Origin of the sequence: Lentzea sp. NEAU-D7, from assembly GCF_026242055.1 — a bacterium.
GTDB lineage: Bacteria > Actinomycetota > Actinomycetes > Mycobacteriales > Pseudonocardiaceae > Lentzea.
In genome coordinates this window covers 23,486-42,966 of record NZ_JAPJDL010000001.1, presented here as the reverse complement: position 1 = coordinate 42,966, position 19,481 = coordinate 23,486, and the positions used below count along the sequence as shown (strand labels likewise).

The following is a 19,481-nucleotide window of genomic DNA, read 5'->3' as shown; positions in this document are numbered from 1 at the left end:
ATGGCCGGGCGGCCTGCCGGTCACTCCGCGGCCATGCGCTCGCGCAGGCTGCGCGGCCTCATGTCGGTCCACACCTCGTCCACGTGGGCGGAGCACTCCTCTTTGGTGCCACGAAAACCGTCCGGGCGCCATCCCGCGGGCACCTCGTGCGTCGCGGGCCAGAGCGAGTACTGCTCCTCGTCGTTGAGCAGGACCTGGTACTCGATGTCGTCCCTCATGCCATGACGTCCTTTCGTGGATATGCGCGGAGAACGGGATGCACGGTGACCAGCACCGTGATGACCGCGATGCCGCTCGCGCACAGCAGCACCGCGCCGGATCCGGGGAGCAGTTCGGCCAGCACGCCGCCCAGCGCGGGGCCCAGGGCGGCGGCCGTGCCGACGGCGACGTTCATGACGCCGCTCAGCCGGCCGCGCAACGAGTCGGGTGTGCGCAGCAGCTGGTAGGTGGTGATCACCGTGTTGGCGGTGGGGGCGAGCAGTGCCATGCCGGCGAACAGCGCGCCCATCAGGTAGCCGTTGGAGATGAACACGGCCAGCGGCGCCAGGAGGGTCAGCGCCCAGAACACGCCGGCGATGGCCTGGTGCGGTGACAGCTTCGCACTCAGGCGCGGGGCGATCAACGCCCCCACCACGCCGCCGACGCCCAGCATCGCCGCCATCACGCCGATCTCGCCCAGCGGCACGCCGCGGGACTGCGCCAGCACGATGATCACCAGGTAGTACGCGCTGAAGAACATGTTGAGCGTCATCGCGCACCACGCCGTCACGCGCATCTCCGGCCTGCCCAGCACCCACTTCAGGCCGTCGAGCAGCTCGCGGACGAAGTGCCGGCGTTCGACCGGCGGTGAAGGCGGCACCCGCAGGAAGAGCAAGCCCGCGAACGCCAGCGCGTGCGTCACGGCGTCGACCGCGAACGGCACCCAGCGGCCGACCGCCACGAGGAAACCGCCCAGCGCGGTGCCCGCCATCTGTCCCACGGAGGACCGTGCGGCGTTGAGCGACACGGCGGTGGCGAGCTGCGACTCCGGCACGATCCGCGGCAGGCTCGCGTCCTCGGCGGGTTCGAAGAGCGCCCGGCACGCGCCCAGCACCGCGGCCACAGCCACCATGTGCGGCAGGGTCGCGGCACCCTGCCACAACGCCACCGCGAGGCTGGCCACCGCGACCGCCTGCCCCGCCTCCGACCAGAGCATGACCCGCCGGCGGTCCCACCGGTCGGCCAGCACGCCGCCGGGCAGCCCGACGACGAGCTGGGCCACCGCGTCCACGGCGAGCACCAGGCCCGACGCCGCCGCCGAGCCGGTGACCATCAGCACGACCAGCGGGAAGGCGATGAGGGAGGCGTTGAAGCCCACCTCGGACAGCGCCTGGCTGCCCCACAGCAACCGGTAGTCGCGGTTGCGCGACAACGGGGTCATCGCGCCTCCCGGCAGTCGGCGGCGATGGCGCGCAACGCCGCGGCGAAGTCCTCGACCAGTCCCTCGACGGGGACGCGGTGCACGACACCGAACGTCATCCGCCCGTCGGCCACCTCGCCGACCACCTGCACCACGTGCGGGTCCTGGTCGACGTGGTCACGGCCGACCGCGGGCAGCACCTCGCCGAACAGCGACTCGTCCTCCGCCCGCGCGTCGAACTGACCGAGGTAGTTGAACGAGACCGGCGCCTCGACGCCCGGCACGCGGCCCGCCCAGCGCAGCGCGCCGTAGCCGAAACCGTTGCCCGGCACCCGGCGCAACTGCTTGCGCGCGGACTTCACCAGGTCGCGCCACGAGGAGCCGGTGATGTCGGAGACCTGCAGCCCGACCGGGAACATCGTGGTGAACCAGCCGACCGTCCGGGACAGGTCGACGCCGTCGAGCACGTCCTCGCGGCCGTGCCCCTCCAGGTCGATCGTCACCGCCGAGGTGCCGGTCCACCGGGCGAGCGCCCACGCCAGCGCCGCGAGCAGGACGTCGTTGATTCCGGTGCGGTAGGCGGTGGGTGCGCCGCGCAGCAACGCGTCCGTGTCCTCCGCGCTCAGTTCGAACGACGAGGCCGCCTCCTCCCCGGAAATGTCGAGCGCCGAAGCTTCGAGCGGCTGGGCGGTGATCGACTTCCAGTGCTCGATCTCGTGGTCGAGCGCTCCCGAGTCCACGAAGGACTCCAGCCGCACCGCCCAGTCGCGCACCGAGGTGGACTTGCGGCCGAGATCGATCGGCTCGCCCCGCACCGCCTGGTGGTAGGCGGTGTCGAGGTCGTCGAGCAGGATGCGCCACGACACGCCGTCCACCACGAGGTGGTGCGCCACCAGGAACAACCGCCGTGGCCCGAAGAGAGCCGCCCGCAGCAGCGGTCCGCGGGCCAGGTCGAAGCCCGCGTGCAGCTCGTCCGCCACCCGTTCGAGATCGGCCGGCGGGTGTTCGGACAGCAGGTCGGCCGGTTCGAACGGCGGGTTGTGCTGGCGCCAGCCGGACTCGCCGGGCGTGAACCGCATGCGCAGCGCGTCGTGGTGGCGCACCAACGCCTCCAGCGCCCGCCGCAGCGCGGTGACGTCCACGTCCGAGGTCAGCTCCACCAGGTGCGACTGGTTGAAGTGGTGCGGAGCCGTCCGGTCACCCGCGAAGAACCACCGCTGGATCGGCAGCAACGGCACGTCGCCGACGACGTCCGCGCGCTCACCGTTGTCGGTCTCCGCCGTGACGTGCGGCGCGAGCCCGGCGATCGTCTGGTGGGTGAACAGGTCCTTGGCGGTGAAGTGCAGACCGGCACGCCGGCCGCGGGCCACGACCTGGATGCTCAGGATCGAGTCACCGCCCAGGGCGAAGAAGTTGTCCTCCACCCCGACCTCCGGCACGGCGAGGACGTCCGCCCACAACGAGCACAGGGCGCGCTCCACGTCGTCGCGAGGTGCGACGTGCGTGGTGCCGGTGGTGAACTCCGGCACGGGCAACGCCTTGCGGTCGACCTTGCCGTTGGGGCTCATCGGAACCTCGTCGATGGAGACGAACGCGGACGGCACGAGGTAGTCCGGCAGCGTGCGCGCCAAGAACTCGCGCAGGCCGTCCGTGTCACCGACGACGTAGGCCACCAGCCGCTTGTGGCCGCCGAAGTCCTGCGCCACCACCACGGACTCCCGCACCGAGGGGTGCCTGAGCAACGCCGACTCGACCTCGCCCAGCTCGACGCGGAAGCCGCGGATCTTCACCTGGTCGTCGGCACGTCCGACGAACTCCAGTTCGCCGTCGCGGTTCCACCGGACGACGTCTCCCGTGCGGTACATCCGCCCGGGCCCGAAGGGATTGGCGAGGAACCGTTCCGCCGTCAGCCCCGGCCGGCCGAGGTACCCGCGGGCCAGCTGGGGACCGCTGACGTACAGCTCACCCGGCACGCCGGCGGGAACCGGCCGCAGCAGCGAGTCGAGCACGTGGACCCGCGTGCCGGGCAACGGCCTGCCGATCGGCGGCACCCCTCCCGGTACCAGCGGCCCGCTCCACGACGTGACCACCGTGGACTCGGTCGGCCCGTAAGCGTTGATCATGCGACGACCGGGTGCCCAGCGGTCCACGAGTTCCGCTGTGCAGGCGTCACCGCCGACGACCAGGGTGCGGAAGTCGGGCAGCAATCCGTCCTTCTGGGGCACGTCCGGCACGGTCGCCATCGCGACCGGCGGGATCAACGCGTGCGTGACCTTGTTGTCCCGCAGCACCTCCACGAGCTGCTCGCCCAGCAGCGGTCCCTCGGGCGGCACGACCAGTGCGGCACCGGCCGGCAATGACATGCACAGCTCCAGCACCGACGCGTCGAAGCTGGGGGAGGAGAACTCCAGCACCCGGTCACCCGGCCGGACCTCGAAGTGCGCGATCTCGGCCGCGGAGAACGACGCGAGCCCGGCGTGCGTGACCACGACACCCTTCGGCCGTCCCGTGGAACCGGACGTGTAGATCACGTACGCGGGCTGCGCCAGGTCGACCGGTACGCCGAGGTGCGACGAGTCGTACCCGCTCGCGTCCAGCGGACCGTCCACGACGAAGACCGGATCGGCGTCGCGCAGCATGAACTCGACGCGCTCGGCCGGGTAGCCCGGGTCGATCGGGAGGAACGCCGCGCCGGTCTTCATCACCGCCAGCTCGGTGACGATGATGTCCACCGATCGCGGCAGCTGCACCGCGACGATCCGCTCCGGGCCCGCACCGCGCTCCACGAGCGCCCGCGCGAGCCGGTTCGCCCGCGCGTCGAGCTCGGCGAAGCTGATCTCGCCCTCGGCGTGGACCAGCGCGGGAGCGTCCGGCGTGCGGGCGACCTGCCGTTCGACGAGCTGGGCGAACGAGCAGGACACGACCTCGTCCGCAGCCTCGTTCCAGGCCTCCAGCTGGTCCAGTTCGGCCGGGGTGAGCATCGGCAGTCCGGCCATCGGGACCTCGGGTGCGGCGACGGCGCCGTCCACGAGCACGCGCAGGTGACGCGCCAGCAGCTCGACCGTGGTGCGGTCGAACAGGTCGGTGTTGTAAGTGAGGGCACCGTGCAGCTCGTCGCCGGACTCGGTGAACTCGAACGCCACGTCGAACGACGCCGTGTGCACCGGCAGGTCGACGTCCTCACCCACCAGACCGGGCAGCGAACCGGCCCGGACCGGCGCGTTCTGCAACGCCACCAGCACCTGGAACAGCGGTGTGCGGCTCGGATCGCGGTCGGGCTGCACCGCGTCCACGACCCGTTCGAACGGCACGTCCTGGTGCGCGAACGCCTCCCGGACCGTCCCGTGCACCGCGCCGAGCAACTCGTGGAAGCTCGCGGACTCGTCCACCGTGGACCGCAGCGTCACGGTGTTGACGAAGAAACCGACGAGCCGCTCCAATTCCGGGTGCTCGCGCCCGGACGACACGGTGCCGACCGCGATGTCGTCCTGCCCGGTCCAGCGGCGCAGCAGCAGCGTGCACGCGGCGACGAGCGCCGTGAACAGCGTCGTGTCCTGGCCGCGAGCGAGCTCCCGCAGACCGCGCGCGGGGAGTGCGATCTCGACCGTCGCACCGTTGGTGGTGTGCGTGGGCGGGCGCGGGCGGTCCGTCGGCAGTTCCAGTGCGGGCACGCCGGCCAGCTGTGTGCGCCAGTAGTGGAGCTGCTCGTCCAGCGGCAGGGATCGTTGCCACGCGGCGAAGTCCGCGTACTGCACGGGCAGTGGTGGCAGCGGCTGACCGGCGTAGAGCGCGCTCAGCTCCTCCATGATCAGCCCGCCGGACCAGCCGTCCGTGACGATGTGGTGCATCGTCAGCGCCAGCACGTGCTCGCGCGCCGACACCCGGATCAGCAACGGCCGCAGCAGAGGGCCGGTCGCGAGGTCGAACGGCGTGGTCGCCTCCCGCGCCAGGATCTTCTCGACGTCACCGATGGCCACCGGTATCTCCACCGGCGCCGGCGGGTGCACCACCTGCACGGCCCGGCCGTCGACCTCGCGGAACGTCGTGCGCAGCGACTCGTGCCTGGCCACCAGAGCGGACATCGCCGCGGAGAGCGCCGCGACGTCGAGCTGGCCGGTCAGCCGGACCGCCAGCGGCGTCACGTACTCCGTGCCGCCGGGCGTGAGCTGGTCGAGGAACCACAACCGCTGCTGCGCGAACGACAGCTCCAGCTCGCCCTCCCGCGACACCACCGGGATGGTGGTCATGCCGCGTCCCGGCAGGACCCGCGCGAGACCTTCCACGGTCGGGTGGCCGAACAGGTCACGCGGGGTCAGGTCGACGCCGAACTCCGCCCGCAACCGCGAGATCACCCGGATGCTGCTGATCGAGTCGCCGCCCAGCTCGACGAACCGGTCCGTGACACCGACCCGGTCGACGCCGAGCACGTCGGCCCAGATGCCGGCGATCACGCGTTCGGCCTCCGTGCGCGGCGCCACGAACTCCTGCGCCGTGGCGGACTCGCGTCCGGGCTCGGGCAGCGCCCGCACGTCCAGCTTGCCGTTGTTGTTGAGCGGCAGGCGATCCAGCCGGACGAACGCCGACGGCACCATGTGCTCCGGCAACACCGCGGCGGCACGGGCGCGCAGCTCGTCGATCGACGTGTCACCCACGACGTAGGCGACGAGCCGCTGGTCCTTCGCGATGACGGCGACCTGGTCGACGGCCGGGTGCAGCACGGCCTCGATCTCGCCCAGCTCGATCCGGAAACCGCGGACCTTCACCTGCTGGTCCGCCCGGCCCAGGTACTCCAGGTTCCCGTCCGCCCGCCACCGCGCCAGGTCACCGGTGCGGTACATGCGGCCTTCCGCGAACGGGTTCGCGACGAACCGCGATGCCGTGAGACCCGGCCGGTTGAGGTAGCCGCGCGCCAGCCCTTCGCCGGCCACGTACATCTCGCCGGTCACGCCGGGGGGTACCGGCCGCAGGTCCTCGTCCAGCAGGTAGATCCGCAGGTCGGGGATCCCGGTGCCGATCAGGCTGCCCGGCGCGGACGCCGCCAGCGCGGGGTCGAGCGCGAGATAAGAGACGTGCACGGTCGTCTCGGTGATGCCGTACATGTTCACGAGCCGCGCGTCGTGGTGCGTGTACCAGGCCGAGAGCCGCGAGAGGTCGAGCGCCTCGCCGCCGAAGATCACGTACCGCAGTGCCAGCGGCACCTGCTCCTCGGCCATCAGCTGGTAGAAGGCCGACGGCGTCTGGTTGAGCACCGTGACCTGCTCGTCGTGCAGCAGCCGCAGGAACGCCCGCGGTGAGCGCGACACCTCGTGCGGCACCACGACCAGCCGGCCGCCGTGCAGCAGCGGACCCCACAGCTCCCACACCGAGAAGTCGAACGCGAACGAGTGGAACAACGTCCACACGTCGTCCTCGCCGAACGAGAACCAGTCCGAGGTCTGCTCGAACAACCGCACCACGTTCGCGTGCGGCACGACCACGCCCTTCGGCACGCCCGTCGATCCGGACGTGTAGATCACGTACGCCGGGTTGTCCGCTCCGAGCGCGGTGACCGGGTCGGTGTCCGGGAAGCCGCTCAGGTCCGGCAGTGACTCGAGCACCGCCACCGGAGCGGTGTCGGAGATCATCCGCGCGACGCGCTCCTCGGGGTAGCTCGGGTCGATCGGCAGGTACGCCGCGCCGGACTTGAGCACGCCGAGTATCGCCACCACCAGGTCGGTGCCGCGCGGCAGCCGCAACCCCACGAACCGCTCGGGCCCGGCCCCGTCCGCGATCAGCCTGTGCGCCAGCCGGTTCGCGCGGGCGTTGAGCTCGGCGTAGGTGAGGTCGCCCACCGCGACACGATCCGGCGTGCGGGAGACCTGGGCCTCGAACAGCCCGGGCAGGGTGGCGGCAGGCCGTCCCGCGGCCGTGCCGTTCCACTCGACCAGGACGCGGTGGTCCTCCTCGGGCGTCGTCCACCGCACGTCCGCGAGCGACTGGTCCGGCCGCGAGGTGAACTCCCGCAGCACCAACGCCATCCGGCCGGCCAGCGACGTGATCGTGGACGCGTCGAACAGGCGCGGGTCGTAGGTGAACTCGAAGTGCAACGCACCGTCGTCGGCATGGGCTCGCACGGCGAGCGGCAACGTCGTGGTGTCACGACTTTCCACCACGTCGACCCGCAGGTCGTCGTCCGCGCCGACCGGGTAGTTCTCGAACGCGAGCAGGCTGTGGAACAGGTCGCCGCCCAGGCGCGCCAGGGAGACGTGGTCGTACGCACGCGCTTCGCTCTGCGCGGCCTGCAGATCGCGCAACCACTCCACCACCGGGCGGGTGAGGTCGACGACCACCCGAGACGGCACGGTGTTGATGAACATGCCGATCATCGAGTCGGAACCGGGCAGCTCGGCGGGACGGCCGGACACCGTGGTGCCGAACACCACGTCCCGTTCTCCGCTCAACCGCGCCAGCAGCAACGCCCACGCGCCCTGCACCACGGTGTTGACCGTGAGCCCGTGCTCGCGCAGGTCGGCCAGCGGCAGATCGAGCCCCAGCACCGCACTGGACTCCGCCGGCCCCTGTGGCTTGCGGTCGAACGGCAGCGGCGTCGGGGTGGTGAACCCGGCCAGCACCCGGCGCCAGTAGCTCTCGGCGGCCGCGGTGTCCTGTTCGGACAGCCAGCGGAGGTGGTCGCGGAACGGCCTGCGGGTGACCGGCTGGTCGCCCCGGTACTCGGCGATCACGTCCGAGAACACCTGTGCGGTGCTCCAGCCGTCCAGCAGCACGTGGTGGGTGGACCAGACGAGCCGCACCCGATCGCCGTCCTGGGAGAAGTCCAGGCGCAGCAGGGGTGACTGGGCGGGCCGCACCACCTGCACCGGCTCGTCCACGCCCTGCCAGACGACGTTCGTGCGCAACGCCGGCGTGCGCGCGACCACCCGTTGCCAGGCCTCGCGGAAGCGGTCGAGGTCGACGTCGAGCAGCAGTTCCAGCCGGTCGACGTACGCATCGGCGTCGTCGATGCTGTGGAACACCATGCCGGACTGCAACGGCGTGAGCGGGTAGACGTCCTCGACCTCGCCCAGCGCGTCGACCTGCTCCTGGGTGAGCCGGACGAGCGGGAAGTCGGACGGGGTGTGCCCGCCGGGGCTGGTGCGGCAGTGGTCGACGATCTCCCGCAACGCCTGGAGCATGGCGTCCGCCTTGCGGCGGGCCTCGGCCTCGGGCAGTCCGTGGTCCCAGTCCAGCACGAGCCTGCCGCCGTCCACCGCGGCGGTGATCTCCACCAGGTGCGTGGGAATCTCCGGGACGCCGGTGTCGAGGCGGCCGCGGAACAGCCCGTCGGCCTCGCCGTCGTCCCATTGGCCGAGGTAGTTGAAGCACACCTCCGGCAGGTCGCCGGTCAGGCCGCTGTCCGGCGTGAGGTAGCGCAGCACCTCGTAGGACAGACCGTCGTGCGGGATGGCGCGCAGCTGCTCCTTGACGGACTTGAGCACGGCACCCCAGTCGCCGTCCGGGAGTGCGAGCGACACCGGGAACTGGCTGGTGAACCAGCCGACGGTGCGGGACACGCTGTCGTCACGGCCGTGCCCCTCCAGCGCGAAGACCGGCGAGACGGCCTTGCCGAGGGCGCTGAGCAGCACGTCGTTGATCCGGGTGCGGTAGACGCCGGGGACGTCCCGCAGCAACGCCGCGGTGGTCGCCTCGTCCAGTTCCACGGTGAAGTGGTGCCGCTCGGCGGGCACGGTCGTGGCGCCGAGCGGGATCGACCGCCAGTGCGGCAGAGCGTCGGCGAACTCGGGAGCGAGGCGGTTCAGCTGGTGCGCCCACTGGGTGAACGGCAGCGTGGCCGGCGGCAGGGGAGCACCGCGGTAGGCGGTCTCCAGGTCTTCGAGCAGGATCCGCCAGGACACCGCGTCGATCACCAGGTGGTGCGCGACGAGCAGCAACGTGCCGTCCACCAGCGTGGCGCGGAACAGCGGTCCTCGCGCGAGGTCGAAACCATCCACAGTGGACTCGATCTGCGGCAGGGGCGCCGTGGCCTCCTGGCTGCCGTCGTCGAACCGCAACCGCAGCGCCTCGTGGTGCTCGGCGACCACCCGGACGGCACGCGCGAGCGCGTCGACGTCGGTGCCGGGTGCGAGTTCGAGGCGCAACGACATCGTGTAGTCGTCGCGGCCGACCTTCTCGAAGAACCAGTGCTGGATCGGGGTGAGCGGCGCCGGCCCGGTGACCAGGGCGTGGCTCACCGGGGCCGGCGCCTCCTGCGCGGCGGCGGCGAGCGCGGCGACGGTCTGATGGACGAAGACGTCCTTCGACGAGATCATCAGACCGTGTGCGCGGGCTCGGGCCACCACCTGCATGCTGAGGATCGAGTCGCCGCCGAGCGCGAAGAAGTTGTCCTCGGTCCCGACGGTCTCCAGCCCCAGCACCTCGGCCCAGGTCCGGGCCAAGAGGACTTCCCGCTCGGTGCGCGGCGCGACGAACTCGCGCGACGCGAAGTGCGGCTCGGGCAGCGCGCGGCGGTCGACCTTGCCGCTCGGCGTGAGCGGCAACGACTCCAGGCCGACGAACGCCGACGGCACCAGGTGCGCGGGCAGGAACCTCCGCGCCCAGTCGTCGAGCTCCACCGTGCCCACCACGTAGGCCACCAGTCGCGTGTCCCGGCCGACGACGACCGCCGCCGTGACGTCCGGGTGGCGCAGCAGCACGGCCTCGACCTCGGCGGGTTCGACCCGGAAGCCGCGGATCTTGAGCTGGTCGTCGGCCCGGCCGAGGAACTCCAGCTGCCCGTCGTCGCTCCACCGCACCCGGTCGCCCGTCCGGTACATCCGGGCCCCGGCATCCTTCTCGGGCGCGAACGGGTCCGCGAGGAACCGCTCAGCGGTCAGCCCGGGACGGCCGAGATAGCCACGCGCAACCTGGGCGCCCGCCACGTAGAGCTCACCCGGCACTCCCTCCGGCACCGGCCGCAGGTCGTCGTCCAGCACGTACGCCCGCTGGTTGGCGAGCGGCCGCCCGATCACCGGCCGAGGCCCGCCGATCCGGCACGAGGTCGCGTCGACCGTGCACTCGGTGGGGCCGTAGAAGTTGTACGCCCGCACCTGGCCGAGCTGCTCCCACAGATCCGGCGGCACGGCCTCGCCACCGATCGTGATGATCTCCGGTGCCTCGTCCAGCAGGCCGGCGGCGATGAGCGCCCGCATGTGCGCGGGCGTGGCGTCGAGCACGTCGACACCGCGGGAACGCTCCACGAGCGCCACCGCGTCTAGACGCACGTCGTCGGGGATCAGGTGCAGCTCGTGACCGCACGCCAGCAGCGCGAGCCCTTCCAGCGCCGTGTCGAACGAGAACAGCGCGGTGTGTGCGACCCGGAGCACCCGCGAGCCGAAGAGCTGCCGGTGGTGTGCCACGAGGTTCGTGAGGTTGCGGTGCTCGACCGCGACGCCCTTCGGCGTGCCGGTCGACCCGGAGGTGTAGATCACGTACGCGGTGCTCGCCGGGTCGATCTCCACCACGGGATCGGTGTCGGGGAACGCGTCCAGACCGCCGATCTCGTCCAGCACGGCCACCGGCTGTGCGTCCCGCAGCAGCAGTGCGACGCGTTCGGCGGGCAGCTCGCGGTCCACCGGCAGGTAGGCCGCGCCGGACTTGAGCACGGCGAGCAGCGCCACCACGAAGTCCGCCGAGCGCGGCAACCGCAGCGCCACCAGGCGTTCCGGACCCGCACCCGCCGCGATCAGCCGGTGCGCCAGGCGGTTCGCCCTCGCGTTGAGCTCCGCGAACGTGAAGGACCCGGCCAGCGCGGTGGCGTCCGGCGTGCGCCGGGCCTGTTGTTCGAAGAGGTGCGGGAACGGCGGGTCGGAGACCTCCAGGGCGGGGCCCGCCTGCAGCGTGTTCTCGTCGACCAGCGACGGCTCGCGGCCGGCGGCGACATCGCCCAGCAGCAGCACGAGATGCGCGGCCATCCGCTCGATCGTGGCCGCGTCGAACAGGTCCGGGTCGTACTCGACCGCGCCGCGCAGGGTGTCGCCACGTTCCTGGAACTCGAACGTCAGGTCGCAGGTCGAGGTGACGACCGGCAGCTGCACCTCCTCGACCGCGAGGCCGTCGATCTCCGGCACCTCGTCCGCGGTGTTCTGCAGCAGCACCATCACGTCGAACAGCGGGTTGCGGCTGGGGTCGCGGTCCGGCCCGACGGCGTCCACGACCCGTTCGAACGGCACGTCCTGGTGCTCGAACGCGTCCAGCACCGTCTGCCGCACCTGGGACAGGAACTCACCGAACGGCCTGCCGTCCACCGTGGACCGCAGCACGAGCGTGTTCACGAAGAACCCGACCACGTTCTCCAGCTCGGCCCGCTCCCGCCCGGACGTCACCGTGCCGACCGCGACGTCGGACTGCCCCGAGTACCGGCTGAACAGCAGCTGGCAGGCCGCCACGAGCGTCATGAACAACGTCGTGTCGCCGTCGCGCAGTCCCGCCGCCGGCAGCTCGAACTCGTGCATCGCACCGGACGTCGTGCGCACGGCGGGCCGAGGCCGATCGGTCGGCAGCTCCAGCGGCGCCACGCCGGCGAGCTGCTCCTTCCAGTACCGCAGCTGCGCGTCGAGGTCGAGACCGCGCTGCCACACCGCGAAGTCCGCGTACTGCACGGGCAGCTCCGGCAGCTCCCGCCCCTCGTACAGCGCGGCCAGCTCGTCGGTGAGGACGGCGGTCGACCATCCATCGGTGATGATGTGGTGCAACGTCAGCACCAGCACGTGCTCGTCAGCACCGAGCTGGACCAGCCGCGTGCGCAGCAGCGGACCTGTGCGCAGGTCGAACGGAGTGGTGGTCTCCTCCAGCAGGACGGCGTCGAGGTCGCCTCGTTCTGGCTGCAGCCGCACCTCGTACGGCTCGCCGATGATCTGCAAGCCGTCGGAGAAGGTCGTGCGCAGCGACTCGTGCCGCGCCACCAGCGCCGTCAGCGCCCCGCTCAGCTTCGGCACGTCCAGCGGGCCACGCAGCCGCAACGCGGTCGGCGTGACGTACTCCGTGCCGCCGGTCTCGAACTGGTCCAGGAACCACAACCGCCCCTGGGCGAACGACTGCGGGACGTCCGCCCGCGACACGACGGGGATCGTCGTGGAGTCGCCCTCCCGCAACGCTTCCGCCAGCCGCGCCACGGTGGAGTGCTGGAACAGCACCCGCGGCGACACCTGCACCCCGAACGCCGCCCGCAGCCGCGCGACGACCCGGATGCTGAGGATCGAGTCGCCGCCCAGCGCGAAGAAGTCGTCCTGCGCGCCCACCCGCTCCACGCCCAGCACCTCGGCCCACGCGGCCGCGACAACGCGTTCGGCGTCGGTGCGCGGCGCCACGAACTCCGCGGTGGCGAACTCGGGCGCGGGCAACGCCCTGCGGTCCAGCTTCCCGCTGGAGGTCATCGGCAGCTCGGCCAGCTCCACGAACGCCGCGGGCACCAGGTTCGCGGGCAGCACACGGCCGAGCGCCTCCCGGACCTCGACCTCCGGCGTGCCGACGAGGTAGGCGACGAGGCGGTCGTCCACCGCCACCACGGCGGCCTGCAGCACCCCCGGCACGTCCAGCAGCGCGGCGGCGATCTCGGCCGGCTCGATCCGGATGCCGCGGATCTTGACCTGGTCGTCGGTGCGGCCGAGGTAGTCGAGCACGCCGCCGGGGAGCCACCGGACGCGGTCGCCGGTGGCGTACATGCGGCTGCCCGGCTCGAACGGGTTCGCGACGAACCGCTCGGCCGTCAGCCCGGCGCGGCCGAGATAGCCGCGAGCCACCTGCGCGCCCGCCAGGAACAGCTCACCGGGCACGCCCACCGGCACCGGCCGCAGACCGTCGTCCAGCACGTACGCCTGGACGTTGTGCCCAGGCCTGCCGATCACCGGCCGGTCGTGGTCGGCGAGCGCGCAGTACGTGGCGTCGACGGCGAACTCGGTCGGCCCGTAGTAGTTGAGGCCGATCTCCCGCACCTCCCGCCACAGCGACTCGTCCACGGCCTCGCCGCCGAGCATCAGCGTCCGCAGCCCGGAGTCGAGCAGACCGGCGGGGAGGAGCTGGCGGGCGTAGGTCGGCGTCACGTCCATCACGCCGATGCCGTGCTCCCGCACGTACCGCACCAGCGCGGGAGGATCGAGCCGCAGGTCCTCGCCGATGACGTGCAGCTCGTGCCCGGCGGCCAGGAACAGCAGGCCCTCCCACGACGTGTCGAACGAGAACGCCGCGGTGAGCGCGAACCGTTGCGAGCCAGCAGGAATCGACACAGCGGGGATGAGAGTCGCCCGGTGGTCGGCGTAGAGGTTCGCGAGCTGGGCGTGCTCGATCACCACACCCTTCGGCGTACCGGTCGACCCGGACGTGTAGATCACGTACGCGGGGTGCGGCGGAAGCACCTCGACGCCCGGGGCGTGCGCGGGGAACGCGCTGGTGTCAGGCAGTTCGTCGAGCACCAGCACGGGCTTCGCGTCGGCGAGCAGGAACTCCCGGCGGCCGGGCGGGAGGTCGCGGTCGATCGGCAGGTACGCCGCGCCGGCCTTCATGACGGCGAGCAGCGCGACGACCATGTCGTGCCGCGGCAACGCCAGGCCCACGAGACGTTCCGGGCCGGCACCGTCGGCGATCAGCCGGTGCGCCAGGCGGTTCGCGGCGGCGTCGACCTCGGCGAACGTGTGCGGCCACACCGCCACCGCGTCCGGTGTCGCGGCGGCCTGCCGGGCGAAGACCTCGTGGTAGAGCTCGCCGGTGGTCTCCAGTTCGGTCCGCACCGCCATGTCGAGCTCACCGGGAACGGTCCACGGCAGTGCGCCGACCGGGCGGCGGGGATCGGTGGCGATCCCGCTGAGCAGAACGTGCAGCCGTTCGCTCCACCGCCGTGCGGTGGCGGCGTCGAACAGGCGCGGGTCGTAGGCGAGGTCGAAGCTCAGCCGGTCGCCGAGGTGCGCGGTGAGCGTGATCGGCAGGGTGGTCGTGTCGGTCGCGGTGACCTCCACGACGCGCGGTGCGGCCGTGGACTCGCGGTCGAAGGGGTAGTTCTCGAACACCACGACGCTGTCGAACAGCCCGCCGCCGAGCCGCGCCAGCGAGACGTGCTCGAACGTCCGCGCCTCGCTCTGCGCCCGCTGGAGGTCTTTCAGCCAGGACGCGGCCTCTTGGTCGTCGGCGACGGCGACCCGCGTGGGCACGGTGTTGATGAACATGCCGATCATCGACTCGACGCCGGGCAGCTCGGCGGGACGCCCGGACACGGTCGTGCCGAAGACGACGTCGCGAGTGCCGCCGTGCCGGGCGAGCATCACCGCCCATGCGCCCTGCACCACCGTGTTTACCGTGATGCCGTGCTCTCGCACGGCCGTGCGCAACGCCTCGGAGTCCTCAGCGGACAGTGAGACGCGGATCGACTCGGTCGACTCGGCCTGGTGGGCTTCGGCCGGCTTGCGGTCGTAGGGCAGGGGAGTGGGCTCGGCGCCGTCCAGCACCTCGCTCCAGTACCGCTGAGCGGCCGACGTGTCCTGCTCGGCCAGCCACCGCAGGTAGTCGCGGAACGGCCGGCGCGCGAACACGGGTTCGCCGCGGTACTCCGCGACGACCTCGGCGAACACCTGCGCGGTGCTCCAGCCGTCCAGCAGCACGTGGTGCGACTCCCACACCAGCCGCACGCGAGAACCGTTCAACGGCGTGATGTCGATGCGCAGCAACGGGGACGCTTCCCGGTGCACCACCTGCACGGGCTCGTCCACGCCCTCCCAGACGATGCTCGTGCGCAGGACCGGCGTGCGGGCGATGACCCGGCGCCAGGCGGCACGCAACGCCTCCGGGTCGTCGACGCCGTCGAGCACCAGCTCCAGCCGGTCGACGTACGCGGCCGGGTCGAGCAGGTTGTGGAACAGCATGCCGGCCTGCAGCGGCGTGAGCGGGTAGACGTCCTCGACGTCGGCGGGCAACGCGTCGACCTGCTCCTGGGTGAGGCGCGCCAGCGGGAAGTCCGAGGGTGTGTGACCGCCGGGGCTCGTCCGGCAGTGCTCGACGATCTCCCGCAACGACTCCAGCATCCGCTCGGCCTCGGCCCGCGGGCTCTCCCCGGCGTACGACCACGTGAACCGCAGGCAGCCGTCGGCCACCACGCCGTTGACCTCGACCGGGTGCCGGGCGAGGTCGGGGCCGGGGACTTCGTGACCGCCTTCCCAGTGACCGTGGTAGTTGAAGCACAGGTCCGGCAGCTCACCGCTCAGGCCGCTGTCCGGCGTGAGGTACCGCAACGCCTCGTACGACAGTCCCTTGTGCGGGATGGCCCGCAGCTGTTCCTTGACCGACTTGAGGACGGAATCCCAGTCCCCGCCGGGGAAGTCGAGCGACACCGGGAACTGCGTGGTGAACCAGCCGACGGTGCGGGACACGTCGGCGTCGAGCACGTCGCGGCCGTGGCCCTCCAGCGTGAGCTCCCGGCGGCCGAGCGCCGCGAGCAGCACGTCGTTGATCTGCGTGTGGTAGACGCCGGGCACGTCGTGCAGCAACGCCGAGGTCGTCTCCGCGTCCAGGCTCACCGTGAAGCTGCGGCGTTCTCCCGCCGCGACCTGCCCGGTCGGTTGACGGCGCCAGTGGGGCAGCGCGTCGCGGAAGTCCTGGCGCGTGAGGTGGTGCGCCCACTGCGTGAACGGCATCGTCGGCGGGTCGAGCGGCTCACCGCGCCACGCCTTCGCGAGGTCCTCCAGCAGGATCCGCCACGACACACCGTCGATCACCAGGTGGTGCGCGGACAGGTAGAGCCGCGATCCGACCAGCACCGCGCGCAGCAACGGCCCGTCCGCCAGGTCGAAGCCGCGGTGCTCGAAGGAGTCCGCGACCTCCAGCACCGGCCGTCGCGCACCGGGCTCCATCCGCCCGTCGACGAACCGCAGGCGCAGCGCCTCGTGGTGCGCCACCACGACGTCCAGGGCGCCCTGAACGTCCACATCGGACGGCACGTCGACGGCGACCGACATCGCGTAACCGGTGTCGCCGTCGTGCTCGAAGAACCACCGCTGGATGGGCGTGAGCGGCGCGGGACCCTCGACGTGCGCGATCTCCGCCTCGACCACGGGTACCGCCGCGAGTGCCAGCTCCGCCACGGTCTGATGGCGGAACACGTCGCGCGACGAGAGCTGGAGGCCGGCCCGGCGGGCACGGGACACCAGCTGGATGGCGAGGATCGAGTCACCGCCGAGGCCGAAGAAGTTGTCGTCCACGCCGACGCGCTCGACACCCAGCACCTCGGACCAGATGCCCGCCAGCGTCTCCTCGGCCGGCGTGCGCGGTGCCTGGAACTGCTCCCGCGCCAGCACCGGCGCGGGCAGCGCCTTGCGGTCCACCTTCCCGTTGCTCGTCAACGGCACCCGGTCGAGCGTGACGAACGCGGACGGCACCATGTAGTCGGGCAGGCTGTTCTTCAGCCACGGCCGCAGGTCGGCGCGCGTGCCGACGACGTAGCCGACGAGCCGGTCGTCCCGCGCCACCACCACCGCGTCGGTGACGTCCGGATGCCGCAGCAGGGCCGCCTCGACCTCACCGGGCTCGATGCGGAAACCGCGGATCTTCACCTGGTCGTCGACCCGGCCCAGGTAGTCGAGCTGCCCCTCGGCCGTCCACCGCACCCGGTCGCCCGTGCGGTACATCCGGCCGTCTCCGAACGGGTTCGCGAGGAACCGCGACGCGGTCAGGCCCGGCTGCCCGAGATAGCCGCGCGCGACCTGGGCCCCGGCCAGGTACAGCTCTCCGGCCACCCCGACCGGCACGGGACGCAGGTCCGCGTCGAGCACGTGCGCCTGCAGGTTGCGCAGCGGCCTGCCGATCACCGGCCGGTCGCCCTCGACCCTGCACGACACCGCGTCGACCGTGCACTCGGTGGGGCCGTAGAAGTTGTGGGCGTTGGTGCCCGCCAGTTCGCGCCAGAGCCGTTGACCCAGCGCCTCACCGCCGAGCATCAGCACGCGCGGGTGGTGGTCGAGCAGCCCGGCCGGGACGAGCTGCTGCAGGTAGGACGGCGTCAGGTCGAGGAAGTCGATCCGGTGCCGGCCGACGTAGGAGACCAGGGCGTCCGCGTCGAGCCGCACGTCGTCACCCAGCAGGTGCAGCTCGTGCCCGGCGGCCATCAGCACCGGGCCCTCCCACGACGTGTCGAACGAGAACACCGCGCTGAGCGCGACCCGCATCCGCTCGGCACCGGCGAAGTCGGCCACGTGGCTGTGCAGGAGGTTCACCAGGTTGCGGTGCTCGACCACGACACCCTTCGGCGTGCCGGTCGAGCCGGAGGTGTAGATGACGTAGGCCGCCTGGGACGGCAGGATCCGCACCGCCGGGCCGGTCGCCGGCAGATCACCGGTGTCCGGCAGCGCGTCGAGCACCCGCACGGCACCGGCGTCGTCGCGCAGGTGCTCCCGGCGGTCGCGCGGCAGGCCGGGATCGATCGGCAGGTACACCGCACCGGTCTTCAGGACCGCGAGCAACGCCACGATCGCGTCCGCCGTGCGGGGCAACGAGACCCCGACCACCTGCTCGGGCCGCACGCCCTCGCCGACCAGCCAGTGCGCCAGGCGGTTCGCCCGCGCGTCGAGCTCGGCGTACGTCAGCGTCTCCGCACCGCAGACCAGTGCCGTCGCCCGCGGCGTGCGCTGGACCTGTTCTTCGAAGATCGCGGTGAACGTCGTCACGGGCGTGTCGAGCGCGGTGGAGTTCCACTCCCGCATCTGATCGAGCTCGGCCGTCGTGACGAGGGGCAGGGCGTGCACCGGCCGCGCCGGGTCGTCGGCCACACCGCCGAGCAGCACGAGCAGGTGCTCGCCGAGCCGCTGCACCGTCGCCGCGTCGTACAGGTCGGTGCTGTACTCCAGCACGCACTCCAGCTCGTCACCGCGCGGCGTGAACTCCACGGTCAGGTCGAAGTCCGCCGCCCACCGCTCGACGGGCACGTCCTCGACGGTGAGCCCGGGGAACGCGGGCAGACCCCGCTCGGTGTTCTGCAAAAGCACCATCACGTCGAACAACGGGTTGCGGCTCGCGTCCCGGCCCGTGCCCGTCGCGTCCACGAGCTTCTCGAACGGCACCTCGTCGTGCAGCGCGTGGTCCTGCCGCAGCAGGTCGGTGAACCGGCCGTCCACAGAGGATCGGACGACCGCCGTGCTGACGAAGAACCCCACGACCCGGTTGAGCTCAGGACGGGTGCGGCCCGAGGTGACCGTGCCGAGCACCACGTCGGACTGGCCGCTGTAGCGGGCGAACAGCACCTGGCAGGCCGCCATCAGCGTGCCGAACAACGTCGTGTCGTGCTCCCGCGCGATCTGTTCCAGCCTGCCGGTGGTCGCGGCCGGCACCACGAACCGGTGTGCCGCACCGGCACCGCTGCGCTCGGCCGGACGGGGCCGGTCGGTGGGCAGCTCCAGCGGTGACAGTCCGGCGAGCCGGTCCTTCCACCGCCCCAGCGCGTCGTCCCAGCGCTGCTCGCGGTGCCATGCCGCGAAGTCCGCGTACTGGATCGCGGGCTCCGGCAACCGCTCACCGCGGTACAGGGCGGCCAGCTCGTCGGTCAGCACGCCGAGCGACCAGCCGTCGGTGACGATGTGGTGCGCGCCGAGCAGCAGCACGTGGTCCTGAGGCCCGTACCGGACGATCAACGCCCGGAACAACGGCCCGTGCTCCAGGTCGTAGGGCCGCGCGAACTCCGTGGTCAGGTCGCACTCGCCGACAACGGGCACGTCGACGTCACCAGCCGGATGGACGACCTGCACGGCGGTGCCGTCGCGTTCGGCGAAGGTGGTGCGCAACGCCTCGTGCCGCTCCACCAGGCTCTGCACGCACCGCACGAGCTTCGGCACGTCGAGCGGGCCGCGGAACCGCAGCGCACGACCGGAGTTGTGGTCGTTGCCGCCCGGACGCAACCGGTCGAGCAGCCACAGCCGGTGCTGGGCGGGAGAGGTGGGCAACGGTCCCGTGCGCGGCACAGCCGGGATCACCGGGGTGGCCGGCGCGGCGCCCGCGAGGCGCTTGCGCAGCTGCTCCCGCAGGTGTGCGGGCAGAGCGGAGGCGCGGTCCTGCTTGGAGGTGGTCATTGTGCTCGTGG

3 protein-coding genes are annotated in these 19,481 nt (G+C 71.9%); all 3 read right to left on the bottom strand.

Features of this window, described 5'->3' with window-relative positions:
• Nucleotides 1–20 precede the first annotated feature (20 nt).
• From ORI60_RS00095 to ORI60_RS00085, 3 genes are read right to left on the bottom strand one after another with little or no spacing between them, the layout of a single operon-like run.
• Entirely contained in the window at nt 21–218 is a 198-nt protein-coding gene (locus tag ORI60_RS00095) for an MbtH family protein (protein WP_266032438.1), read from the bottom strand.
• Nucleotides 215–1,420, bottom strand: a complete 1,206-nt coding sequence (locus ORI60_RS00090) for an MFS transporter (RefSeq protein WP_266032436.1) — start codon at nt 1,418–1,420, stop codon at nt 215–217. The genes ORI60_RS00095 and ORI60_RS00090 overlap by 4 nt, the downstream gene beginning before the upstream one ends.
• The gene (locus ORI60_RS00085; RefSeq protein ID WP_266032434.1) at nt 1,417–19,470 is read right to left on the bottom strand and encodes a non-ribosomal peptide synthase/polyketide synthase; all 18,054 of its coding nucleotides are present in this window, start codon (nt 19,468–19,470) and stop codon (nt 1,417–1,419) included. The genes ORI60_RS00090 and ORI60_RS00085 overlap by 4 nt, the downstream gene beginning before the upstream one ends.
• Between the last annotated feature and the right edge of the window lie 11 nt (nt 19,471–19,481).